The following is a 23334-nucleotide window of genomic DNA, read 5'->3' on the forward strand; positions in this document are numbered from 1 at the left end:
GGCGCACCGGCTGCGGCCCGGAATGTCCGCGCAGCGGGATAGTCTCGAACGGTGCACCCCCCGTCCGGCTGGACGAGGGGTCGTCGCCGTGCGTCGACCTCCTGGAAGTGATCGCTGATGCTCACCGGACTCTTCTCCGCCGCCCTGGCCGACCCCGGGCTGGCCCGGGCGCGTGACCTGGCGCGCTCCGGTGCCGCCCAGGTCGACGGCCTCGATCTCACCGCCCCCGCCGCGCTGCGGCCGTTCGCCGTCGCCGCCGTCGCGGCCGACGAGTCGGCCGGCGGCGCGGGCCGTCCCGTGCTGGCGGTGACGGCCACCACCCGGGAGGCCGACGACCTGGCCTCCGCGCTGGGCAGCCTGCTGCCGCCGGAGCAGGTGGCGGTCTTCCCGTCCTGGGAGACGCTGCCGCACGAGCGGCTCTCGCCCCGCTCCGACACCGTCGGGCGGCGGCTGGCCGTGCTGCGCCGGCTGGCCCACCCCGGCTCGGCCGACGCGCACGGGCGCACCGGCCCGCTGCGGGTGGTCGTGGCCCCCGTCCGCTCACTGCTCCAGCCGCAGCTCAAGGGGCTCGGCGACCTGGAGCCGGTGCAGCTCGCCGCCGGCGACGAGGCGGACCTGGAGGAGGTCGCCCGCCGGCTCATCGACATGGCGTACGCCCGGGTCGACCTGGTCACCAAGCGCGGCGAGTTCGCCGTGCGCGGCGGCATCCTGGACGTCTTCCCGCCCACCGACGAGCACCCGTCCCGGGTCGAGTTCTGGGGCGACGAGGTCGAGGAGATCCGCACCTTCGCCGTCGCCGACCAGCGCACCATCGAGGGCGTCCCGCAGCTCTGGGCGCCGCCCTGTCGCGAACTGCTCCTCACCCCGGGCGTGCGGGAGCGCGCCGCCGCGCTCGGGCGGGAGCACCCCGAACTGGCCGAGATCCTCGACAAGCTGGCCGAGGGCATCCCGGTCGAGGGCATGGAGTCCCTCGCCCCGGCGCTGATCGGCGCCGACTCGATGGAGCTGCTGGTCGACTGCATGCCGGCCGGCACCCACGTGCTGCTCTGCGACCCGGAGCGGATCCGCACCCGGGCGCACGACCTGGTGCGTACCTCCGAGGAGTTCCTGCAGGCGAGCTGGGCCGCGGCCGCGGTCGGCGGCCGGGCCCCGGTCGACCTCGGCGCCGCCGCCTTCCGGACCCTGGCCGACGTGCGCACGGCGGCCCGCGCCCTGCGCCAGCCCTGGTGGACCCTCGCCCCGTTCGGCCTGGTCGAGGCCGACGCCGCGCCCGCCCGGCAGCCCTGGGAGGACGAGCCGACCGAGGTCGACGTCACCCCCGACGACGCCATCGCGGTGACCCTGGCCGCCCAGCCCGCCCCGCTCTACCACGGCGAGACCGCCCGGGTGGTCGACGACCTCAAGCGCTGGGCCGGTGAGGGCTGGTCGATCGCGCTCGTCTTCGAGGGGCACGGCCCCGCCCAGCGCGCCGTCGAGGTGCTCCGCGACGCCGGCCTCGGCGCCCGGCTCACCGAGGAGGTGCCGGCCGCGCCCACCCCCGGCGAGCTGCTGGTCTCCTGCGGCTGCCTGACCGCCGGCTTCGTCGACGAGGCGTCCCGGTTCGTGCTGCTCACCGGCAACGACGTCACCGGCGGCCGGGGCACCTCCACCCGTGACATGCGCAAGATGCCGAGCCGGCGCCGCAACACCATCGACCCGCTGGAGCTCAAGGCCGGCGACCACGTGGTGCACGAGCAGCACGGCATCGGCCGCTACGTCGAGCTGGTCCAGCGCACCGTCAACGGCGCCAGCCGGGAATACCTGGTGATCGAGTACGCGCCGAGCAAGCGTGGCCAGCCCGGCGACCGCCTCTTCGTCCCCACCGACCAGCTCGACCAGCTCTCCCGCTACGTCGGCGGCGAGCAGCCCACCCTGCACAAGATGGGCGGCTCGGACTGGCAGAAGTCCAAGGCCCGCGCCCGCAAGGCGGTCCGCGAGATCGCCGCGCAGCTCATCCAGCTCTACGCCGCCCGCAAGGCGTCCAAGGGGCACTCGTTCGGCCCGGACACCCCCTGGCAGCGTGAGCTGGAGGACGCCTTCCCCTGGCAGGAGACGCCCGACCAGATGGCCGCCATCGAGGAGGTCAAGCGGGACATGGAGCAGACCGTCCCGATGGACCGGCTGATCTGCGGCGACGTCGGCTACGGCAAGACCGAGATCGCGGTCCGGGCGGCGTTCAAGGCCGTGCAGGACGGCAAGCAGGTGGCCGTGCTGGTGCCCACCACCCTGCTGGTGCAGCAGCACTACAACACCTTCGCCGAGCGGATGAGCCAGTTCCCGATCAGCATCCGGCAGCTCTCCCGCTTCCAGACGCCCAAGGAGACCGAGCGGACGCTGGAGATGGTCGCCGACGGCACCGTCGACATCGTCATCGGCACCCACCGGCTGCTCCAGTCGGCCACCCGGTTCAAGCAGCTCGGGCTGGTCGTCATCGACGAGGAGCAGCGCTTCGGCGTCGAGCACAAGGAGCACCTGAAGACGCTGCGCGCGTCGGTCGACGTGCTGGCCATGTCGGCCACCCCGATCCCGCGCACCCTGGAGATGGCGATCACCGGCATCCGGGAGATGTCGACGATCGCCACCCCGCCCGAGGAGCGGCACCCGGTGCTGACCTTCGTCGGGGCGTACGACGACCGGCAGGTGGCCGCGTCCATCCACCGCGAGCTGCTCCGCGACGGGCAGGTCTTCTACCTGCACAACCGGGTCGAGTCGATCGACAAGGCGGCCCGCCGGATCCGCGAGCTGGTGCCCGAGGCCCGGGTCGCGGTGGCGCACGGCCAGATGGGCGAGGAAGCGCTCGAGAAGGTGATGGTCGGCTTCTGGGAGAAGGAGTTCGACGTCCTGGTCTGCACCACGATCGTGGAGTCCGGCATCGACATCCCCAACGCCAACACCCTCATCGTCGAGCGGGCCGACCTGCTCGGCCTGGCCCAGCTCCACCAGATCCGCGGCCGGGTGGGCCGGGGCCGGGAGCGGGCGTACGCCTACTTCCTCTACCCGTCGGACAAGCCGCTCACGGAGAACGCGCACGAGCGGCTGGCCACCATCGCCCAGCACACCGAGCTGGGCGCCGGCATGTACGTGGCCATGAAGGACCTGGAGATCCGGGGCGCCGGCAACCTGCTCGGCGGCGAGCAGTCCGGGCACATCGAGGGCGTCGGCTTCGACCTCTACGTCCGGATGGTCGGTGAGGCGGTCTCCGCGTTCAAGGGTGAGCACACGGAGGAGGAGACCGAGGTCAAGGTCGACCTGCCCATCGACGCGCACCTGCCGCACGACTACGTGAGCGTGGAGCGGCTGCGGCTGGAGATGTACCGCAAGCTGGCCGAGGCCCGCGACTCCGAGCGGCTGCGCGAGGTGGTCGCCGAGATGACCGACCGCTACGGCGAGCCGCCCGCGCCGGTGCAGAACCTGGTCGCGGTGGCCCGGTTCCGGCTGCTGGCCCGGCGCTACGGGCTCACCGACGTGTCGATGCAGGGCAAGCACATCCGGTTCGGGCCGCTGCCGCTGCCCGACTCGAAGCAGCTGCGGCTCAAGCGCTACCACCCGGACTCGGTCTACAAGCAGGCGCTCGACCAGGTCAGCGTGCCCCGGCCGAGCACCCGCCGGGTCGGCGGCGAGCCGCTGCGCGACCAGGCGCTGCTGGAGTGGTGTGCCCAGCTCCTCTCCGATGTCCTGGGGGAGCCGGTGGCGGCGCAGCCGGCGGGGGCGGGGGCGCGGTGAGGTGGGCGGCGTCACAGCCGGGCCCGGGGCGTGAGAGAGTGGCCGTCATGCGTGCTCGCCGTCTCATCGCCGCCGCCAGCGTCGCGGCCCTCGCTGCGCTCTCCCTCGCCGCCTGCGGGCGGTCCGCCCCGGACGTCGCCGCGTACGTCGGGGACACGAGCTACTCGATCGACCGGGTCAACGCCATCCGGGACGAGGCCGCGCAGGCGTACGCCGGGGTGGTCAAGGCCGCCGAGGAGCAGGGCCAGACCGTTCCGGCCGAGCTGCGCGAGGTCGACCTGGACGGGCAGGACGTGGTCAACCTGCTGGTCGGCCTCGACCTGGGCAAGCGGATCGTCGCCGACAAGAAGCTCCAGGTGGCCGACCAGATCAGCGCGGCCGACATCGGCCAGGCGCTGCGCGTCCCGGACACCGAGTACGCGAAGCTCGCCGCCGAGTGGTACGACGTCTTCAACGCGCTGGGCCAGGGGCTGCCGAAGGCGGAGCTCTCCGACGCCGACACCGCCGCCGTCTACGGGGCGCTGGTGAAGGCGAACGTGGCGCGTCCCGGCTGGACGACCGAGCAGCAGCGCGAGGCGTTCTCCGACCCCTCCATCGCGCCGCAGGTCTCGGCCGTGGTGGGCCTCAGCGAGGCGCTCAAGGAGCAGGTCGACCGGCAGGACGTGCGGGTGAACCCCCGCTACCCGACCCTGGCCGTGCCCGCCGTGCTCCAGATCCAGTCGCAGAACGTCAACCTCTACGACCTGCCGTACGTGGACGGCGCGGACCAGGTGACCGACATCTCCACCCCGGAGCCGGAGTCGACCGAGCCGGGTTCGGCCGAGCCGAGCGCGTCGGTGGCGCCCTGAGCATGACCGCGCGCATCGTCCTGCTCGTCACCTCGCCCCGGCTGCCGGCCGGCCTGTTGACCGCACCCGCCTGGGACGTGGTCCGCTCGGCACCGGTGCTGGCGGGCGCCGAGAGTGAACTGGCCACGGCGGTCCGGTCGACGGGCGCCGAGGTCACGGTGGTGACCGAGGGCGCCACGCAGGCGTTGCTCGACGCGGCGGCCGCGCACGGCAGCGCGGTGTGGCTGGCCGGCCCGGCCGGCGACGAGGCGCTCGCGCGCGAGCTGGGGCTGCGGCTGGCCCGCCAGCCCGGTCTCGCCGAGCTGGAGCTGATGTACGGCTCGTGGGATCCGCCGGGGGCCCGGCTGCTCGACGCGGTCGAGGTGATGGACCGGCTCGCCTCGCCGGGCGGTGACCCGTGGAAGCGGGCGCAGACCCACCGCAGCCTCGCCGGCTTCCTGCTGGAGGAGTGCTACGAGGCGTACGACGCGATCAGCGCCGACGACACCGACGCGCTCCGCGAGGAGTTGGGCGACGTGCTGCTCCAGGTGCTGCTGCACGCCCGGCTGGCCGAGGACCTGCCGGAGGGGAAGCGCTGGACGATCGACGACGTGGCCGGCGGCCTGGTCGACAAGATGGTCCGCCGCAACCCGCACGTGTTCTCGGGTGAGCAGGCCGGCTCGATCGAGGAGATCGAGGCGAACTGGGAGCGGATCAAGCGGGCCGAGAAGACCCGCGAGTCGGTGCTGGACGGCATCGCGCTGAGCCAGCCCGCGCTCGCCCTGGCCGCGAAGATCCTGGACCGCGCGGGCCGGATCGGCCTGGCCGTCCCGCCGCCGCTGGCGGAGTCGCAGGTCGACCCCGAGGCGCGACTCGGCGCCGGCCTGCTGGCCACGGTCGCCGCCGCGAGGCAGGCCGGCATCGACCCCGAGGCGGCCCTGCGCCGCGCCGCCCTGGCGTACGCCGACGCCGTCCGCGCCGCCGAACGCGCCGCCCCGTCGAGTTGACCAGGAGCTTCGTGTCGGCGGGACCGGCCTTCCCGACGCGAACTTCTTGATCAACGCAGGCGGCGGCGGTCGGTGGGGGTCGGTAGGGTCGTCGGCATGGAGTCGTTCGTGCCGCTCGCTGAGCGGATCGTCGAGGCGTTGCTGGAGAGCCGGCCCGGGCTGGCCACCTCGGCCGGGGACCACCGGTACGACGACCGGCTGCCCGACCTGTCCGCCGACGCCCTCGCCGCCGACCAGGCGATGCTCAAGGACGCGGCCGACGCGCTCTCCGAGATCGACCCCGACTCGCTCGACGTCGAGGAGCGGGTCGACCACGCGCTGCTGAGCAGCCTGGTCGACCGGGGGCTGTTCGAGGCGACCGAGATCCGCGGCCACGAGTGGGACCCGCTGCGGCACAATCCCGGCCCGCTGCTGCACGCCCTCATGGCCCGCCCGTACGCGCCGGTCGAGGAGCGCCTGACCCACCTGGCCGGGCGGCTGGCGGCCGTACCCGACGCCCTGGCGACCGCGCGCGCGACGCTGCGCGACATGCCGCGGGTCCACGCCGAGACGGCGGTCGGGCAGTTCACCGGCACGGCGGCGCTGATCCGCGACGAGGTGCCCGGGCTGCTCGCCGAGGCGCCCGCGCTGCACGACCGGGTCGAGCCGGCCGCCACCGCGGCGATCGCCGCACTGGAGGAGTTCGTGGCGTGGCTGCGCGGCGGCCTGGCCGCGGACGCCGGCCCGGGGCGGGACCCCCGGCTCGGCCGGCGCCGCTGGGAGGCGCGGCTCTGGCACACGCTCGACACCGAGCTGAGCGCGGCCGAGGTCCAGCGCCGCGCCTGGGCCAACCTCGACCGGGTCACCGCCGAGATCCGCGCGGCGGCCGTCGAGCTGGTGGGTGGCCCGGCCGACGACGAGACGGTCCGCCGGGCGCTGGACCTGCTGGCCGCCGAGCACCCGGACGACGCCACCATCGTCGACCTCACCTCGGTCACGCTCGACGAGGCGAGCGACTTCGTCCGGGCCCACGACCTGGTCAGCCTGGTCGACGACCCGTGCGTGATCCAGGAGATGCCGGAGTTCGCCCGGGGCGTGGCGGTGGCCTACTGCGACTCGCCCGGCCCGCTGGAGACGGCGGACGTGCCGACGTTCTACTGCATCGCGCCCACCCCGGCGGACTGGCCGGCGCAGCGGGTCGAGTCGTTCTACCGCGAATACAACGACCACATGATCCGCAACCTGACCGTGCACGAGGCGATGCCCGGCCACTTCCTCCAGCTCGCCCACGCCCGCCGCTACGCCGGCCCGACCCGGGTCCGCGCGCTCACCGAGTCCGGCGTGTTCATCGAGGGCTGGGCGGTCTACACCGAGGAGCTGATGGCCGGGCTGGGCTTCGGCGGGCTGCCGGTCCGGCTCCAGCAGCTCAAGATGCAGCTCCGGATGACCATCAACGCGCTGCTCGACCAGCTCGTGCACTGCGAGGACCTGCCCGAGTCCGAGGCCATGGCGCTGATGACCGGGCGCGGCTTCCAGGAGGAGGGCGAGGCGGCCGGCAAGTGGCGGCGGGCCCTGCTCACCTCGACCCAGCTCTCCACCTACTTCGTCGGCTACAGCGAGATGGCCGACGTCGCCCGCGCCCGACCGGCCGGGGTGTCACCGCGCGACTGGCACGACGCCATGCTGGCGCACGACTGCCCGCCGCCCCGCCACCTGCGGACCCTGCTGGGCATCTGACGGCCGGCGCTACCCGTCGGCGGCGACCGCGTCGACCAGCCAGCGCGACAGGGAGTACGCCGGGGGCAGCTCCGCGGGCAGCGCGTCCACCGGGAACCAGCGCGCCTCGGTCAGCTCCTTGGGGTCGACCACCGGCTCGGCGGCCGGGTCGGTGACGGTGGCGGTGAAGCCGGTGAGCAGGGTGCCCGGGCCGGACATCGCCCAGGGCTGGCTGTCCACGTAGGTGGGCCGCCCGATCGTCAGGCCGACCTCTTCGGCGACCTCCCGGTGGGCGGCCGCCTCCAGCGACTCGCCCGCCTCGACGAACCCGGCGACCAGCGCCCACAGCGACGTCGGCCCGTAGGCGTGCCGGACGAGCAGCAGCTCGTCGGGGCCGCCGGCCGGGCCCGGGCGGGTGATCGCCACCAGCACCGCCACGGAGAGCGGCAGGAACGTGGTGAGCCCGCAGGCGGGGCAGCGCCGGGCGGTCTCTCCCGGCACGTCGGTCAGCTCGGCCCGGCACGCCCCGCACCACCGGTGCGTACGCCGCCAGGTGACCACGGCGAGCGCCCGCCCGGCCAGGTCCGCCGGCGCCGCGGGCAGTTCGGCGGCGAGGCCCCGCCACCCGCGCCAGCGCCCGGGCAGCGCCGTGGGGTCGGCCACGTCGGCCGCCCAGGCCGGGACCCCGTCCAGCGTGCCGACCGGCACCCAGTCGGCGGCGGCGGTCAGCTCGCCGATCCGGGGGAACCGGCCGTCCGGGCCGGTGAGCAGCTTGCGCCCGGCCACGGCCAGGGCCAGGTCGTCCGGGTGCGGCGGCCGGCCGTGGTCGGCGGCGGGCAGGAAGCCGGCCCGGCCGACGGCACCGTTCCGGCTGGACGGGAGGTCGAGCCGGTCGGTCACGAGGTTGCCGTGCGGCGGTCGACCACGCCCGCCCCGGCCGGCACGTCGAACGCGGCGGACTCGACCGTGTCCGTGTAGCGGCTCAGGGTGACCTCCGCCGCCTTGCCGTCGAGGGCGCCGGTGAAGCTGCCCAGCACCCCCTCGGTGGTCACGCAGGCGTTGAAGCGGTTGCCGGCCCGGGTGACGTCCACGCAGGTGGCGTGGTGCCCGGCCAGCGTGGTGTCGCTCTGCGTGATGGTCGCCTCGGGGTCGAGCGCCGCGTCGGTGAGCAGCCGGATCACCGCCGGCGGGGTGACCAGCCCGAGCTTGCGCGCCTCGCCGTAGACGACCACCGAGGGCTTGCCGGCGGTCAGCACCGGCGGCGACACCGTGCAGGAGGTGCGCCCGGCCTCGCTCGCGCACCGGGTCACCGCCTCCTGGGTCACCATGATCTTGCCGGCCGGCCAGGTGTACGAGGAGCGCAGCGGCTCCTTGGTCTGCGCGATCGACGCGGTCCGCCCGCCGCTGAGCTGGTAGTCGGCGGCCCAGGTCTGCTCCAGCGCCCGGTCCATGCGAGCGGTCAGGTCGTTGACCAGGTCGGCCCGACCGAGGGCGACCCCGGTGTCGTCGAGGGCCTGGCAGCCGGTGACCGAGAGCGACGCGAGGGCCGAGGCAGCGAGCACGCGGAGAGTCGTCGAGGCGGCGGGCATGCCGCCCAGCCTTGTCGATCGACGCAACCTCTCGCAAACCCGTTGTCGGTTGAGGCCGGAGAATCCGGGAATGTCCGTGTCACCCTCCGCCGTGGGCGGGATTCACGTGAGGATCCGCGTGGGGTCAGGTTCCTCGCGGTGCGTCACCGGGGTGCCGCCCCGACGCAGGTACGCGAGGGCGGGGACCGATACGCTGCGTTCAACACCTGCCTCAGCCGCACCGTCGCGGCCCATACCGGACCGGAACACACAAACGAGGAGCGACTCAGTGGCAACCATCGAGGGAATTGTCGCCCGGGAGATCCTGGACTCGCGGGGCAACCCGACGGTCGAGGTCGAGGTCGGGCTCGACGACGGCACGATCGCCCGCGCCGCGGTGCCGTCCGGCGCCTCCACCGGCGCCTTCGAGGCGGTCGAGCTGCGCGACGGTGACAAGGACCGCTACTCGGGCAAGGGTGTCGAGAAGGCCGTCGCCAACATCGAGGACAAGATCGTCGACCAGCTCATCGGGTACGAGGCCAGCGAGCAGCGGCTGATCGACCAGAAGATGCTCGACATCGACGGCTCGGACAACAAGGGCGAGCTGGGCGCCAACGCCATCCTCGGCGTCTCGCTGGCCGTGGCGAAGGCCGCCGCCGGCAGCGCCGAGCTGAGCCTCTTCCGCTACCTGGGCGGGCCGAACGCGCACCTGCTCCCGGTGCCGATGATGAACATCCTCAACGGCGGCGCGCACGCCGACTCGAACGTCGACATCCAGGAGTTCATGATCGCGCCGATCGGCGCGCCCACCTTCCGGGACGCGCTCCGCTCCGGCGCCGAGGTCTACCACGCGCTGAAGTCGGTGCTGAAGAAGAAGGACCTGTCGACCGGTCTCGGCGACGAGGGCGGCTTCGCCCCGAACCTGCCGACCAACGCGGCCGCGCTCGACCTGATCGCCGAGGCCGTCGAGAAGGCCGGCTACCGGCTCGGCACCGACATCGTCTTCGCCCTCGACGTGGCCGCCACCGAGTTCTTCGACAGCGGCAGCTACACCTTCGAGGGCACCGCGAAGACCGCCGAGGAGATGAGCAACTACTACACCAAGCTCGTCGGCGACTACCCGATCGTGTCCATCGAGGACCCGCTCTCCGAGGACGACTGGAGCGGCTGGGCCACCCTCACGGCGGCGCTGGGCGACCGGATCCAGATCGTCGGCGACGACCTGTTCGTCACCAACCCGCAGCGCATCGCCCGGGGCATCACCGAGCGGGCCGCCAACGCGGTGCTCGTGAAGGTCAACCAGATCGGCTCGCTCACCGAGACCCTGGACGCGGTCGACCTGGCCCACCGGGCCGGCTTCATGTGCATGATGAGCCACCGCTCCGGCGAGACCGAGGACACCACCATCGCCGACCTGGCGGTCGCCACCGGCTGCGGCCAGATCAAGACCGGCGCCCCGGCCCGGTCCGACCGGGTCGCGAAGTACAACCAGCTCCTGCGGATCGAGGAGGAGCTGGCCGACGCGGCGCGGTACGCCGGCGCCGGCGCGTTCCCGCGTTACCGTTCGGCCTGAGCCGAGAGCTCCGGGGGAGGGGTGTGACGATGCAGCAGCGCCGCACACCGGGTGGCCAGCGGCCCGCCCGTCGGCCGGGTCAGGCCGGCCGGGCGGGCGGGGCCCGGGTCCGGTCGTCGGTCCGGGACACCGGCGTCCGCGCCGAGCCGCGCGCCGCCGGCCGGTCGCCCGGCGCCACCCGCGCCACCGAGGGGGTACGCTCCGCGAGCCGCCCCGCGGCGGCCCGGCGCACCGCGGCCGGCGGCACCGTCAAGCGGCTCACCGCACCCCAACCCCGGCGCTTCACCGGGCGCGCCACCGTGCTGTTCGCGGTGCTGATCGCGCTCGCCCTGGCCTACACCTACCCGGTCCGCGTCTACCTGGACCAGCAGGCCGACATCGAGCGGATGGAAGCGTCCCAGCAGCGGCAGCGTGAGCTGATCCAGGAACTCTCCGCCGAGGCGGAGAAGTGGAAGGACCCGGCGTACATCGAGACGCAGGCCCGGCAGCGGTTCTTCATGGGCCGGCCCGGCGAGACCCTGCTGGTGGTGCTCTCCGACCCGGAGGGTGCCGCCAAGGACGCCGGCAAGGGCGCGAAGCCGGGGCCGCCGAAGCCACCCGACCCCTGGTACGACACCCTGTGGTCGAGCGTGCAGGCGGCCAACGCCGAGCGCCCCGACAAGTGATCGACAGACGAGCGAGGCACCGTGAGCGCGAGGAGTGAGCCGGGTCTGCGAGCCCCGCAGTCGCGAACGAAGGCGAATCTGTGAGCGTCGTACCACCGCAGGATCCGGCGGCGGAATCCGTACCCCCGCCGGAGCGCCAGCCGGCCACCGAGGCCGACCTGGCCGCGGTGGCCGCGCAGCTCGGACGCCCTCCCCGCGGCACCCGGGCGGTCGCCCACCGGTGCCCGTGCGGCCTGCCCGACGTGGTGGAGACGACGCCCCGGCTGGCCGACGGCACGCCCTTCCCGACGCTGTTCTACCTGACCTGCCCCCGGGCCGCCGCGGCGTGCAGCCGGCTGGAGTCGGCCGGGCTCATGAAGGAGATGGCCGAGCGGCTCGCCGAGCACCCGGAGCTGGCCGCCCGCTACCGGGCCGCGCACGAGGACTACCTGGCCCGCCGGGAGGCGATCGGGCAGGTGCCGGAGATCGCGGGGATCTCGGCCGGCGGCATGCCGGGGCGGGTCAAGTGCCTGCACGTGCACCTCGGGCACGCGCTCGCGGCCGGGCCGGGGGTCAACCCGTTCGGCGACGAGACCCTCGCCCTGGTGGAGAAGTGGTGGGCGGCCGGCCCCTGCGTGGACGTGCCCGCGGCGGAGTGAGATGACCGCGCCCGACGAGATCGTGGTCCGCCGTGCCCGCACCGCCGACGTGCGCGGCATCCGGCGGCTCGTGGACACCTACACCGACGACCGGCGGCTGCTCAGCAAGGCCACCGTCACCCTCTACGAGGACGTGCAGGAGTTCCGGGTGGCGGTGACGCCCGACGGCACGGTGGTCGGCTGCGGCGCCCTGCACGTGATGTGGGAGGACCTCGCCGAGATCCGCACCGTGGCGGTCGACCCGTCCTGCCGGGGGCACAAGCTCGGGCACCGGATCGTCGGCGAGCTGATCGACGCGGCCCGCGAGCTGGGCGTCGCCCGGATCTTCGTGCTCACCTTCGAGACCGGGTTCTTCGGCTCGTTCGGCTTCCGCGAGATCGACGGCGCCCCGGTGCCGCAGCCGGTCTACGAGCAGCTCCTCCGCTCCTACGACGAGGGTGTCGCCGAGTTCCTCGACCTGGAGCGGGTCAAGCCGAACACCCTCGGCAACAGCCGGATGCTGCTGCGCCTCTGACCCGCGTCACGTGCGTCGCGGGTGGGCCGCGAAGAACTCCCAGATCAGGTCGGTGGCCGAGACGCCGGCGTCCGGGTCGGCGAGCGTCCCCGAGGTGGCGCCCGGCCAGGAGTGGCTCATCTCGGGGAGGCTCCACACGGTCACGTCGCTGCCGTCGGCGCAGCGGGCGTCGGCCCGGCTCAGGCCCGCCGGCGCCGCCGGCTTCCTCCCCGGCACCGGGCGGCAGCCGAGCCGTCGCTGCCAGGTGCTCAGCCCGTCCTGGAAGATGCCGGCGTACTGGTCCTGCCCGCCGACGAAGGTGATCACCGAGACCGGCCGCTTCGGCACGTAGCTGTCCGGCTCGGTCAGCGGGCCGCTGTAGCCGCCGCTGACCACACCGATCGCCGCGAAGACGCCGGTGGCCTCCACGGCGACGCGGAAGCTCAGGTCACCGCCGTTGGAGATGCCCGTCAGGTAGACCCGGTCCGGGTCGACCCGCCAGGTGTCGACCAGGTGGCCGGTGAGCGCCGTGAGGAAGCCGACGTCGTCGGCCGAGCCACAGCAGATCAGCGCGTTGAAGCCGCCGAACCGCCCGTCCGGGTAGGCGACCAGGAAGTTCTTCCGGTCCGCGCGGGCGTCCAGGCCGGTCAGCTCCCGCATGTCGGCCCCGGTGCCGGGGAAGAAGTGCAGCGCGATGACCAGCGCCGTCGGGCGCGCCGGGTCGTACCCGGGCGGGGCGTGCAGCAGGTAGCTGCGCTTCACCCCACCGTGCTGCAGGGTCAGCTCGTGGTTCCCGGCGGCCGGCCGCTCACTGGGCGTCGGCGCGGCGGCCGGCCGCTCACTGGGCGTCGGCGCGGCGGCCGGCCGCTCGCCGGGCGTCGGCGCGGCGGCCGGCTCGGCCTTCCCCCCGCACGCTGCTCCGGTGAACGTCAGAACCAGCCCGGCCAGCACCGCGATCGTCCGCCGCACGTCCCGCCCTCCCCGTGGGTAACCGGGCTCCACCGTCGGTTCCCTGACCCGAGCCGGTCAACCCTTTCGGTCCTCGCCGAAGCCGGGCACGCTGCTCTCATGCTGCGGCTGCACCTCGGACCGGCGGACCTGTGCCGGGTACGGTTCGTCAACCGGCTGCACCCGGTCGGCACCGCCATGCTGGCCTGCCAGGCCCTGCACGATCCGGCCACCGCCGCCATGGCGCCAGATCTCGTCGCGGCGGCCGGCACGGCGACCTCCGTACGCGGGGTGCGCGCCGCCGCCACGTCCCTGCGGCACCTGCTGCCGGCCCGTGGGCGCCTGCCCGACTTCCTCACCCCGTTCGACGGGTTGGACTCGGTGGCCGCGGGCCTCGCGGCGATCCGGTCCACCCCCGCCCGCCGGGTCCGGGAGGAGGTCGCCGCCGCCTACACCGAGGTCACCGCGACGCCGCTGCGGCGCGCGTTCGCCGCCGCCGACCCCACGGTGCTCGACCTGTTCGGCCGGGCGCTCGACACCTGGTTCGGGGCGGTGCTGGCCCCGCACTGGTCCACCCTGACCGCCGTCCACCAGCGACAGTTGGCCGACGCCGCGCACCGGCTGGCCCGGCGCGGGCTGGCCGGCCTCTTCGACGGGCTGCACCCGGCGATCCGGTGGCGGCCACCCGTGCTGGAGGTGCGCACCTGGTGGAGCGGGGAGGTGACCGGCACCGGCGAGGGGATGGTGCTGCTCCCGTCACCGGTGGCCGGCCCGCTGCCCCGGGTCCTGGTCGAACCGGGCCGCCCGGTCCTGCTCGTGTACCCCGCCGCGATGCCGGCGCGGGCCGCCGACCCGGCGGTCGACCCGCTCGCCGGGGTGCTGGGCGCCACCCGGGCGGCGGTGCTGCGTCGCCTCGCCGAGCCGGGCCCGCACACCACCACGGGGCTCGCCCGGGGCGTCGGGATCAGCCTCTCCACGGCCTCCGAGCACGCCACCGCCCTGCGCGCCGCCGGCCTGCTCGGCACCGAGCGCGACGGCGGCGCGGTCCGGCACCGCCTGACCCCGCTCGGCGCCCACCTGCTCGGCCGCCCCGCCGCCGACGACTGACTCGTCGTCGACTCCAGATCGCCGAGCTGGCGGTGTCCGCCCGCCTCCGATGCCCCCACCTCGGCGAGGTGGAGTGGATCAGCCGGCGGGCGGTCGAGGCTGCCGTAGGGTGGCAGCCGTGACGACGCGTGTGGCCGCCATCGACTGCGGGACCAACTCGATCCGACTGCTGGTCGCCGACCTGCCCGACCCGTCCGCCGGCGCGCAGGCGCCGCTGGTCGACCTGAGCCGCCGGATGGAGATCGTCCGGCTGGGCCAGGGAGTCGACCGCACCGGCCGGCTCGCGCCCGAGGCGATCGAGCGGACCCGGGTCGCGCTCGCCGACTACGCGGCGGAGATCGAGAAGCTGGGCGCCGAGCGGGTGCGGATGTGCGCCACCTCGGCCTCCCGCGACGCGTCGAACGCGGCCGACTTCCGCACCATGGTCGAGGAAACCCTCGGGGTAGCGCCCGAGGTGGTCACGGGCGACGAGGAGGCCCGGCTCTCCTTCACCGGGGCCGTCCGCGGCCTGCCCGGCGACGCCGAACCGCCCTACCTGGTGGTCGACATCGGCGGCGGCTCCACCGAATTCGTGGTCGGCACCCGCGAGGGCGGCGTCCAGGCGGCCATCTCGATGGACATCGGCTGCGTCCGGATGACCGAGCGGCACCTGCACGGCGACCCGCCCGGCCTGGACGAGATCGCCGCCGCGCAGGCCGACATCGCGGTCGCCGTGGACCGGGCGCTCACGGCCGTCCCGGGCCGGGAGGCCGCCACCCTGGTCGGGCTCGCCGGGTCGGTCACCACCGTGGTGGCCCTCGCCCAGGGCCTCCAGGAGTACGACCCGGCGCGCATCCACCACGCCCGGGTGTCGTACGACCAGGTTGCCGAGGTCACCGCCGACCTGCTGGGGAAGACCCGCGAGCAGCGGCTGGCCAGCCCCGTGATGCACCCGGGCCGGGCCGACGTGATCGGCGCGGGGGCGCTGGTGCTCCGGGTCATCATGGAGCGCGCCGGGATGCCCTCGGTGGTCGCCTCCGAACACGACATCCTCGACGGCATCGCCTGGTCCCTGGCCTGAGGCGACCCGGCGTGACCGGGGTCAGGTGCGTTCGGTGGCGAGGCGGGCGCCGAAGCCGAGCAGGGCCACCCCGGTCAGCCCGTCCAGCCAGCGGCGGACCCGCCGCCGGGAGAGCAGGTCCCGGGCCCGGTTGAGCGCCGCGACCAGGACCAGCAGGTAGGCGAGGCCGAGCACGGCGTGGCTGAGCGCGAGGGCGAGCAGCACCCCGACCGGCGCGTCGCCGCCGACGAACTGCGGCAGCACGGCCAGGTAGAACGCCAGCACCTTCGGGTTGGTGACGTTGGAGAGGAAGCCCTGCCGGAACCCGGCCAGGGCCTGCCCGGGGGTGGCGGTGACGTCGCCGGCCAGCGGCGGGTAGTCGCCGCGCCAGGCCGACCGCCAGGCCTGCACCCCGAGGTACGCCAGGTAGGCCACGCCGGCCCAGCGGATCGCCTCGAAGAGCGGTTGGGAGCGGACGATGAGCGCGCCCAGCCCGGCGGCGGCGGTCACCCCCTGCAGCGCGTTCGAGGCGGTCACGCCGATCGCGCTCCACCGGCCGCGGCGCCGGCCGGCGGCCAGCGTGTTCCGGGTGACCACGGCGAAGTCCGGCCCCGGGATGAGGATCAGCACGGTGGCGAAGACCAGGAAGGACGCGTAGCTGCTCCACGACACGCCACGAGCCTACCCAGCTATCGTGTTCTTGACGGTACTACGTAATCCGCACTAGTGTGCGGAGCGTGGATACGACGCAGCTCCTCAAGGGCGTGCTCGACCTGGCCGTTCTCGCCGTGCTCAAGGAGGAGGACGGCTACGGTTACGACATCCTCCGCCGGCTGCGCGAGGCCGGCCTGGAGGAGGTCGGCGACGCCTCGGTCTACGGCACCCTGCGCCGGCTCTTCGCCGCCGGGCTGCTGACCACCTACGTGGTGCCGAGCGAGTCCGGGCCGCACCGCAAGTACTACTCACTCAACGTCGCCGGCCGGGACCAACTCACCCGCTCCGGCAAGACCTGGCGCTCCTTCGCCACCACCATGGACGCACTGCTCGACGATCGGGGGATGGCGGCATGACCGTCACTGGGCAGGAGATCGCGGACTACGTCGACCGGGTGCGGGCCGCGCTCGCCGACCTGCCGCCCGCCGTCCGGGACGAGCTGACCGAGGACCTGCCGGAGCACCTCGCCGAGGTGGCCGCCGAGTCCGAGGGCAGCCTCGTCGACCGGCTCGGCACGCCGGAGGCGTACGCGGCCGAGCTGCGGGCCGCCGCCGGCGCCGAGGCGGGGGCCGGTCGGGGGCGCCGGCGGCGGCGACTGGCCGCCGCGCAGGCGCGCGCCGGAACCCAGCTGCGCGCCCTCGACATCCAGCTCGGCCCGCTGCTCGGGCAGTCCTCGGTGAGCGAGTTCCTCCGCCCGCTGCGCCCCGCCTGGTGGCTGCTGCGCGGCTGGCTCGCGGCGCTGCTGATCTCGGTCGTGCTCCAGCAGCCGTCCGGGTTGCTGCCGCGGCTCGACGGCAGCGTGCTGGCCGGCCTGTTCCTGCTCGCCGGCACGGTCCTCGCGTCGGTCTGGCTGGGCCGGCGTTCACCCGGCCTCCAGGGCTGGCCGCGGCGGCTGACGCGGCTCGGCACCGCGGCGCTGCTGATCTTCTCCTTCGGGGTGCTGGTCAACGTCGACCAGCACGCCAGCTCCGACCAGTTCGGCAGCTACCAGGAGGTCTCGGTCGGTGACCGGTACGACTCGATCGAGGACGTCTTCGTCTACGACCAGGAGGGGCGGCTGGTCCGCAACGCCCAGCTCTTCGACCAGAACGGCGTGCCCATCCGGCTCGGCTGGCCGACCTGCCTGAGCGTGGACGGCAACATGCCCCCGCCGCGCAACGCCTACCCCTACTGCCCCGACCGGGCGCCCTTCGGGCCGCCGGTCCCGGCCGCACCGGCGCCGGCCGCGCCGACCGTGAGCGCACCGCCCGCGCCGGGCCCGGGCACGGCCACCCCCACGCCGAGCGGGAGCGCCACCCCCGCGCCGACCGTGACTCCGTCGGCGGTGCCGAGCGAGAGCACGCCGACGCCGGCGCCGACCCGCTGACGTCGATCCCGAGGGGCGCCCACCGACCGGTGGGCGCCCCTCGGCATGTCCACGGTGGAAGACCTGACGGGGGCTCCCGCAGGCCACCGGCGCCGTCCTGTCCCGCAGGCGAACGGGAGGTGAAGGCCACTGTTCTTTCGTCTTCCCCGGGCCGGTGAGCGCGTGGCACGCTACCGGCACGTAACACCCACTGTGCGACCAGCCAACGATGACTGACCGCTAGGAGGACGGGCCCATGGGCGAGATGGTGAGCTTCACCGGCAACGGGGGGACGAGCGAGGGGTATCTCGCGATACCCTCCGGCGGTGCGGCCAGCCCGGCGGTCATCGTCATCCAGGACTGGTGGGGCCTGGTGCCCCACGTCCGGGCGGTGGTGGACCGCTTCGCCGAGGCCGGCTTCGTCGCGCTCGCGCCCGACTTCCGGCACGGCGGCCCGGCGAGCAAGCCGAGTGAGCCCCGGCAGATGTTGAACAGCGCCCAGATGGACGAGGCGGCGAGCGACATCGCGGCGGCCGCGGAATACCTCGCCAACCGGCCCGAGGTCGCCGGCAAGGTGGGGTGCGCGGGGTTCTGCGCCGGCGCCAGCCTGGCGCTCTGGTCGGGCACGTTCTCCGAGCGGATCGTCGCCACCGCCGGCTTCTACCCGCGGCTGCCATGGGAGGGCATGAGCGCCGACTGGGCCGGCTACGCCGGCAAGGCCGCGCTCGTGCACTGCTCGGAGGCCGACGGCCTCTCCGCCGCAGACGGGGTGCAGAGCGTCCGCCGGGCCATCGAGGCGGCCGGCGGCACCTGCCAGACCTACGACTACCCGGGCACCGCGCACGCGTTCTTCAACGAGGACCGGCCGGAGCACTTCGACCAGCGGGCCGCCGCCACCGCCTGGGCCCGCACGCTGGAACTCTTCCGGGCCAAGCTTGGCTGAGACGCGTACCCCCGACGAGGTGGTCGCCCGCGCCGCGCGGGCGACCGACCTGGCCGACCTCGACGGTGCGGTGAGTGACTGCTTCGCCTGCCCCCGGCTGGTGGTCTGGCGGGAGGAGGTGGCCCGGGTCAAGCGGGCGGCCTTCCGCGACCAGGACTACTGGGGGCGGCCCGTGCCCGGCCTCGGCCCGGCCGACGCGCGGATCGGCATCCTCGGCCTGGCGCCCGCCGCCCACGGCGGCAACCGCACCGGCCGGATCTTCACCGGGGACCGCTCCGGCGACGTGCTCTTCGCGGCGCTGCACCGGGCGGGGCTGGCGAACCAGGCGACCAGCGTGTCCGCCGACGACGGCCTCGCCCTGCGGGACACCCGCATCTTCGCCGCCGTGCGCTGCGCGCCGCCGGACAACAAGCCCACCCCGGCCGAGCGGGACACCTGCGCGCCGTGGCTGCACCGGGAGGTCACGCTGATCCGGCCCACCCTGCGCGTCGTGGTCGCGCTGGGCGCGTTCGCCTGGGCCGCGTGGTGGCCGGTGCTGCGCCACGTGTACGGACAGCGCCCGCCCACACCGCGCCCGGCGTTCGGTCATGGGGCACACTGGTCCGGCACGTCCGCACCGGCGCTGCTCGGCTGCTACCACGTCAGCCAGCAGAACACCTTCACCGGACGGCTGACACCAGCGATGTTGGACGACGTGTTCGCCCGGGCGAAGGACCTGGCCGGGGTGGACTGAGGAATGCCTGGGGCGGTGGGATGGACGTCGGTGTGCTGCGCAGGTGGTGGCCGGTCGCGGCGGTGACCCTGCTGCTCGCCGTCGGCGCGCTCGCCGCCGGACACTCGGCCATCGGGGCGAGCCGCATCCCACCCGCCGCGGACACCATCCCCTACGTGCCGGACTACCCCTCGGCCGAGGCCGCGCCCTCGATCACCGTCGAGCCCCGGGAGTTCGGCCCGCCCACCTCGGGCGGCATCCCCGGCTGGCTCGTCACCGCCGCCATCGTGCTACTCGGTGCGGCCGTGCTGGCCGCGGTGGGGTACGTGCTCTGGACCGTGGTCGGCGGGGCGCTGCGCCGGACGACGCGCGCGGTGCCCGCGCAGCGGGCCCGGCGCACCGCCGAGGGCACCGCCCGCGAGGTGGTGGCCGCGCTGGACGCCGGCCTTGTGGAGCTGGACGACCGGTCCACCGACCCGCGCACGGCGGTGATCGCCTGCTGGGTCCGGCTGGAGGAGGCCGCCGACGAGGCCGGGGTGCCCCGGCGCGCCGGGGACACCCCCACCGACCTGGTCAGCCGGTTGCTGCGCGGCGATCCGGTGGCCGGCGTCCCGGCGATCGCCAGCGCCGACGTGCTCGACGGCTTCGCGCACGTCTACCGGGAGGCACGGTACGCCACCCACACCGTCGACGAGCGGATGCGCGACCAGGCCCGGGCGGCCCTGCGCCGGCTGCGCGGTGAGCTGACCACGGTGGCCACCGGCGAGGGGGCGCATCCATGAGCACCAGCATCGACGACCTGCTCTCGTTCGCCGAGGAGCCCGCCGAGGAGGCGCGGCGGTCGGGCGGCGGGCGGGTGCGCTGGGTGTTGCGCACCCTCGCGGTCACCGCCGCGATCGTGGTGGTGGTCGTCGTCGCGCTGCGCACGGTCGGCCTCCAGGTCTCGCTCTGGGTCATCGTCGCGGGCGTTCTCGCCGTGCTCGCCGTCCGCCGGGTCACCGCCGAGCTGTCGCCCCCGCCGCCGTCCCGGGCCGGCGCCCGCGCCCCGGCCGGCGAGGAGCCCGGCACCTGGAACTGGTCCGCCCGGGACGCGCTGCGCGCCGCGATCAACAAGTGGGAACGCCCGCTGGACTGGTGCTCGGGCAACCGGGAGCGGTTCACCGAGCGGGTGCTTCCCCGCCTCGGCGAGCTGGCCGACGAGCGGCTGCGCCAGAAGCACGGCGTCACCCGTGAGTCCGACCCGGCCCGTGCCCGTGCCCTGCTGGGCGAGCCGCTGTGGACGTTCCTCGCCACCCCCGCCCGCCGCCCCCCGTCGCCGCGCGACCTCGCGGTGATCGTCGCCGAACTGGAGAAGTTGTGATGAACGACGTGGACCGGAGCATGCCCCCCGCCGAGGTCGGCCGGCTGGCCCGCGCCGTGCTGGAGGCGGTCGGCACGGTCGTGGTCGGCAAGCGGGAGGCGCTGGAGCTGGTCCTCGCCGGCATCCTGGCCGGCGGCCACGTGCTGCTGGAGGACCTGCCCGGCCTGGGCAAGACACTCACCGCGCGGTCGTTCGCACAGGCCCTCGGGCTGGACTTCCGCCGCCTCCAGTTCACGCCGGACCTGCTCCCCGCCGACGTCACCGGCTCCTTCCTCTACGACCAGCGCAGCGGCGACTTCTCGTTCCGCGCCGGCCCCGTCTTCACCAACCTGCTGCTCGCCGACGAGATCAACCGGACCCCGCCGAAGACCCAGTCGGCGCTGCTGGAGGCGATGCAGGAGAAGCAGGTCTCGGTGGAGGGCGTCACCTACCGGCTGGACGAGCCGTTCCACGTGCTCGCCACCGCCAACCCCATCGAGTACGAGGGCACCTACCCGCTGCCCGAGGCGCAGCTCGACCGGTTCCTGCTGCGGGTCTCGTTCGGCTACCCGAACCACGACGAGGAGTGGGAGGTGCTGCGCCGGCGGATCGCCCGCCGCCGCGAGGAGGCCGAGATCAAGCCGGTGGTGGACTCGGGCACGCTGCGCGCCATGCAGGCCGCGCTGGAGGACGTGGTCGTCGAGGACTCCATCGGCCGGTACATCGTGGCGCTGACCGCGGCCACCCGGGAGCACCCGTCGGTGCTGGTCGGTGCCTCGCCGCGCGGCTCGCTGGCGCTGCTGCTGCTGTCCCGGGTCCGCGCGGTGCTCGCCAACCGGGACTACGTGGTGCCGGAGGACGTCAAGGCGGTGGCGGCGCCCGCGCTGGCGCACCGGATCACCCTGCGGCCGGAGATGTGGCTGCGCCGGGTGGATCCGTCCTTCGTGGTCGGTGAGGTGCTGGAGTCGACACCCGCCCCGGCCAGCGGCGCGCTGCCCAGCTACGCGGCCGGGCCGTCCGGGCGCTGATGGCCGACCGTCAGGAACCGGCGAGCGGCTGGGCGCCCACGCGGGCGCTCGGCCGGGCCGTGCTGCTCACCGGCCTGCTGCTGGTCGCGGCGGTGCTGCTCGGCCGGATCGACCTGGTCGTGCTGGCCACCCCGTTCGCGCTGGGCACCGCGTACGCGCTGCGCCGCCGGCCCACGGCCCTGCCCGACCTGGAGATCGGCGCCGCGGACGCGCACCTGGTCGAGGGCACCCCGATGGCCGCCACGGTGGCGGTCGCCAACCCGGACACCGTCTCCTACGACCTGGCCGTGGTGCGGACGCGGATGTCGCGCTGGCTGCGGGTGGAGAAGGTCGGCTTCGGCGGGACCGGGGTGGACGTGAGCCGCACCGGCGCCGACCGGCCCTTCGTCACCTCGGTGCCGTCCGGCTCGGCCGTCGACCTGGAGCTGACCGGGACGGCGCTGCGCTGGGGGCGGCACCCGATCGGCCCGGCCGGCGCCCGGGTCGCCGCCGCGGACGGGCTGCTCGTGTCGCGGGCCGTGGTCACCGACGCGGTCCGGATGCGGGTCTACCCGATGACCGAGCCGTTCGAGGCGGTCGAGGCGATGCCCCGGGCCGCCGGGCTGGTGGGGGCGCACCACTCGCGCCGGCCGGGGGAGGGCGGCGAGCTGGCCGGGGTGCGCGTCTTCGCGCCCGGTGACCGGCTGCGCCGGATCGACTGGCGGGTGTCGCTGCGGGCCCGCCAGCTGCACGTGGCGGCCACCCTCTCGGACCGGGACGCCGAGGTGGTGGTGCTGCTCGACGTGCTGGCCGAGGCGGGCCGCTCCGGCGGCGTACGCGGGGCGGCGTCCGTGTTGGACACCACGGTCCGGGCGGCCGCCGCGATCGCCGAGCACTACCTGCACCGGGGTGACCGGGTGGCGCTGCTGGAATACGGGCCGGCCGCCCGCCGGCTGCGCCCGGCCACCGGCCGCCGGCAGTACCTGACCGTGCTGGAGTGGCTGCTCGACGTCCACGCCGAGTCCTCCCCGCACGAGCCGTACGACCAGGTGTTCGGCCCGCAACTGCTCTCCTCGGACGCGCTCGTGGTGGTGCTCACCCCGCTGCTCGACGAGCGTTCGGCGCAGATGCTGGCGCGGATGGCCCGGGGCGGGCGGTTCGTGGTGGCGGTGGACACCCTGCCGGCCGAGCTGCCGGTGCCGAAGGACCGGGGCTGGTCCGAGGTGGCGTACCGGCTGTGGCGGCTGGACCGGGACACGATGATCGGCCAGCTCCGCGAGCACGGCGTGCCGGTGGTGCGCTGGGCCGGCGCGGGCAGCCTCGACCAGGTGCTGCGTGACGTGGCGCGCCTGGTCACCGCACCCAAGGCCGGTATGCGATGAACGATCTCGTCGAGGGGCTGAACGAGCGGGTGCGGGCGCTCCGGTACGGGGTCCGGCGGGTCAGCCCGACCCCGCTGCTGGTGCGCGCCGGCATCTTCCTCAGCGTGCTGGTCGGCCTCCTGGTCGCGTACCCCGCTCAGGCTCTCATCCCGCGGGCGCTGCTGGCCCTCACGGTGGTGGCACTGCTGCCGGCGATCGGTCCGCGCCTGGTCTGGCCGACGTTCGCCGCGCTGGTCACGGTCGGCGGCTGGCTGCTCGCCACGCTCGGCTTCGACCGGCCGCCGGCGCTGTGGCGGCTGCTCGCCGTGGCCACCCTGCTCTACCTGGCGCACACGCTGGCCGCGCTGGCGGCGCTGCTGCCCTACGACGCGGTGGTCGACCCGGATCTGGTGCTGCGCTGGCTGGCCCGGGCCGGTGGGGTGGTGCTGGCCGCCGCCGTGCTCGGGATCGTGCTGGCCTGGCTCGGTGGGGTCGGTGGGGACCGCGGTTCCCAGGCCGCGACGGTGGCCGGGCTGCTGGTGGCGGTGGGTCTCAGCGGCCTCCTGGCCTGGCTCCTGCGTCGCAGATAAC

General features: G+C 74.7%; 23 protein-coding genes. 19 read left to right on the forward strand and 4 right to left on the reverse strand.

The genetic code is table 11. The features are described from left to right. Positions 1 to 117 precede the first annotated feature (117 nt). The 4 genes from mfd (at position 118) to F8274_RS05840 (ending at position 7312) form a co-directional block, all read left to right on the forward strand. On the forward strand, positions 118 to 3762 hold the full coding sequence (gene mfd / locus F8274_RS05825) for a transcription-repair coupling factor (protein WP_151461244.1): 3645 nt from the start codon (positions 118 to 120) through the stop codon (positions 3760 to 3762). A 47-nt stretch (positions 3763 to 3809) separates the two neighbouring features. Next, entirely contained in the window at positions 3810 to 4610 is an 801-nt protein-coding gene (locus F8274_RS05830) for a hypothetical protein (RefSeq protein WP_151461245.1), read from the forward strand. Between the two features lie 2 nt (positions 4611 to 4612). Next, complete coding sequence (locus F8274_RS05835) at positions 4613 to 5596, forward strand: nucleoside triphosphate pyrophosphohydrolase (RefSeq protein WP_151461246.1); 984 nt, start codon at positions 4613 to 4615, stop codon at positions 5594 to 5596. 96 nt (positions 5597 to 5692) lie between these two features. Further along, positions 5693 to 7312 carry a DUF885 domain-containing protein gene (locus F8274_RS05840; RefSeq protein WP_151461247.1) on the forward strand — a complete coding sequence of 540 codons (1620 nt, stop codon included), beginning with the start codon at positions 5693 to 5695 and terminating at the stop codon, positions 7310 to 7312. Positions 7313 to 7321: 9 nt separating this feature from the next. Here the strand turns inward: F8274_RS05840 and F8274_RS05845 are convergent, their stop codons facing one another. Next, a complete protein-coding gene (locus tag F8274_RS05845; protein WP_151461248.1) occupies positions 7322 to 8191 on the reverse strand; it encodes an NAD(+) diphosphatase in 870 nt (289 codons plus the stop codon). After that, positions 8188 to 8880 carry a hypothetical protein gene (locus tag F8274_RS05850; RefSeq protein WP_151461249.1) on the reverse strand — a complete coding sequence of 231 codons (693 nt, stop codon included), beginning with the start codon at positions 8878 to 8880 and terminating at the stop codon, positions 8188 to 8190. The genes F8274_RS05845 and F8274_RS05850 overlap by 4 nt, the downstream gene beginning before the upstream one ends. Positions 8881 to 9148: 268 nt before the next feature. On the opposite strand from F8274_RS05850, the gene eno reads away from it, so the two are divergent. The 4 genes from eno to F8274_RS05870 all read left to right on the forward strand — a co-directional run bounded on the left by eno (position 9149) and on the right by F8274_RS05870 (position 12249). Continuing rightward, the gene (gene eno / locus F8274_RS05855; protein ID WP_151461250.1) at positions 9149 to 10432 is read left to right on the forward strand and encodes a phosphopyruvate hydratase; all 1284 of its coding nucleotides are present in this window, start codon (positions 9149 to 9151) and stop codon (positions 10430 to 10432) included. A gap of 29 nt (positions 10433 to 10461) precedes the next feature. After that, positions 10462 to 11097, forward strand: a complete 636-nt coding sequence (locus tag F8274_RS05860; protein ID WP_151461251.1) for a septum formation initiator family protein — start codon at positions 10462 to 10464, stop codon at positions 11095 to 11097. Between the two features lie 80 nt (positions 11098 to 11177). After that, positions 11178 to 11735 (forward strand): DUF501 domain-containing protein, encoded by a 558-nt coding sequence (locus F8274_RS05865; RefSeq protein ID WP_151461252.1) that lies wholly within the window; start codon positions 11178 to 11180, stop codon positions 11733 to 11735. A 1-nt stretch (position 11736) separates the two neighbouring features. Further along, complete coding sequence (locus F8274_RS05870; RefSeq protein WP_151461253.1) at positions 11737 to 12249, forward strand: amino-acid N-acetyltransferase; 513 nt, start codon at positions 11737 to 11739, stop codon at positions 12247 to 12249. A 6-nt stretch (positions 12250 to 12255) separates the two neighbouring features. Here F8274_RS05870 and F8274_RS05875 read toward each other — a convergent pair whose 3' ends face one another. After that, positions 12256 to 13197: a PHB depolymerase family esterase gene (locus F8274_RS05875; RefSeq protein WP_225853624.1), complete on the reverse strand. Its 942-nt coding sequence runs from the start codon at positions 13195 to 13197 to the stop codon at positions 12256 to 12258. Between the two features lie 99 nt (positions 13198 to 13296). Between F8274_RS05875 and F8274_RS05880 the strand changes: the two genes are divergently transcribed. Both F8274_RS05880 and F8274_RS05885 read left to right on the forward strand, forming a co-directional pair. Next, the gene (locus F8274_RS05880) at positions 13297 to 14283 is read left to right on the forward strand and encodes a helix-turn-helix transcriptional regulator (protein ID WP_151461254.1); all 987 of its coding nucleotides are present in this window, start codon (positions 13297 to 13299) and stop codon (positions 14281 to 14283) included. 130 nt (positions 14284 to 14413) lie between these two features. After that, entirely contained in the window at positions 14414 to 15343 is a 930-nt protein-coding gene (locus F8274_RS05885) for a Ppx/GppA phosphatase family protein (protein WP_151461290.1), read from the forward strand. 21 nt (positions 15344 to 15364) lie between these two features. On the opposite strand, the gene F8274_RS05890 is transcribed toward F8274_RS05885, so the two are convergent. Then, positions 15365 to 15994 (reverse strand): LysE family translocator, encoded by a 630-nt coding sequence (locus F8274_RS05890; protein ID WP_151461255.1) that lies wholly within the window; start codon positions 15992 to 15994, stop codon positions 15365 to 15367. Between the two features lie 65 nt (positions 15995 to 16059). Here F8274_RS05890 and F8274_RS05895 point away from each other — a divergent pair, with 65 nt between their 5' ends. The 9 genes from F8274_RS05895 (at position 16060) to F8274_RS05935 (ending at position 23333) form a co-directional block, all read left to right on the forward strand. Further along, a complete protein-coding gene (locus tag F8274_RS05895) occupies positions 16060 to 16392 on the forward strand; it encodes a PadR family transcriptional regulator (protein ID WP_151461256.1) in 333 nt (110 codons plus the stop codon). Continuing rightward, positions 16389 to 17402 carry a hypothetical protein gene (locus F8274_RS05900; protein ID WP_151461257.1) on the forward strand — a complete coding sequence of 338 codons (1014 nt, stop codon included), beginning with the start codon at positions 16389 to 16391 and terminating at the stop codon, positions 17400 to 17402. The genes F8274_RS05895 and F8274_RS05900 overlap by 4 nt, the downstream gene beginning before the upstream one ends. Positions 17403 to 17637: 235 nt before the next feature. Next, positions 17638 to 18324 carry a dienelactone hydrolase family protein gene (locus tag F8274_RS05905; RefSeq protein ID WP_151461258.1) on the forward strand — a complete coding sequence of 229 codons (687 nt, stop codon included), beginning with the start codon at positions 17638 to 17640 and terminating at the stop codon, positions 18322 to 18324. A 19-nt stretch (positions 18325 to 18343) separates the two neighbouring features. Then, positions 18344 to 19057 (forward strand): uracil-DNA glycosylase, encoded by a 714-nt coding sequence (locus F8274_RS05910; RefSeq protein ID WP_151461291.1) that lies wholly within the window; start codon positions 18344 to 18346, stop codon positions 19055 to 19057. 20 nt (positions 19058 to 19077) lie between these two features. Next, a complete protein-coding gene (locus F8274_RS05915; protein WP_151461259.1) occupies positions 19078 to 19818 on the forward strand; it encodes a DUF4129 domain-containing protein in 741 nt (246 codons plus the stop codon). After that, entirely contained in the window at positions 19815 to 20396 is a 582-nt protein-coding gene (locus tag F8274_RS05920; protein WP_151461260.1) for a hypothetical protein, read from the forward strand. Before F8274_RS05915 ends, F8274_RS05920 begins: the two co-directional genes overlap by 4 nt. Continuing rightward, entirely contained in the window at positions 20396 to 21403 is a 1008-nt protein-coding gene (locus F8274_RS05925) for a MoxR family ATPase (RefSeq protein WP_151461261.1), read from the forward strand. The genes F8274_RS05920 and F8274_RS05925 overlap by 1 nt, the downstream gene beginning before the upstream one ends. Then, positions 21403 to 22764 (forward strand): DUF58 domain-containing protein, encoded by a 1362-nt coding sequence (locus tag F8274_RS05930; protein ID WP_151461262.1) that lies wholly within the window; start codon positions 21403 to 21405, stop codon positions 22762 to 22764. Before F8274_RS05925 ends, F8274_RS05930 begins: the two co-directional genes overlap by 1 nt. Then, a complete protein-coding gene (locus F8274_RS05935) occupies positions 22761 to 23333 on the forward strand; it encodes a hypothetical protein (RefSeq protein ID WP_151461263.1) in 573 nt (190 codons plus the stop codon). The genes F8274_RS05930 and F8274_RS05935 overlap by 4 nt, the downstream gene beginning before the upstream one ends. Position 23334: the final 1 nt, after the last annotated feature.

Origin of the sequence: Micromonospora sp. AMSO31t (genome assembly GCF_008868175.1) — a bacterium.
GTDB lineage: Bacteria > Actinomycetota > Actinomycetes > Mycobacteriales > Micromonosporaceae > Micromonospora.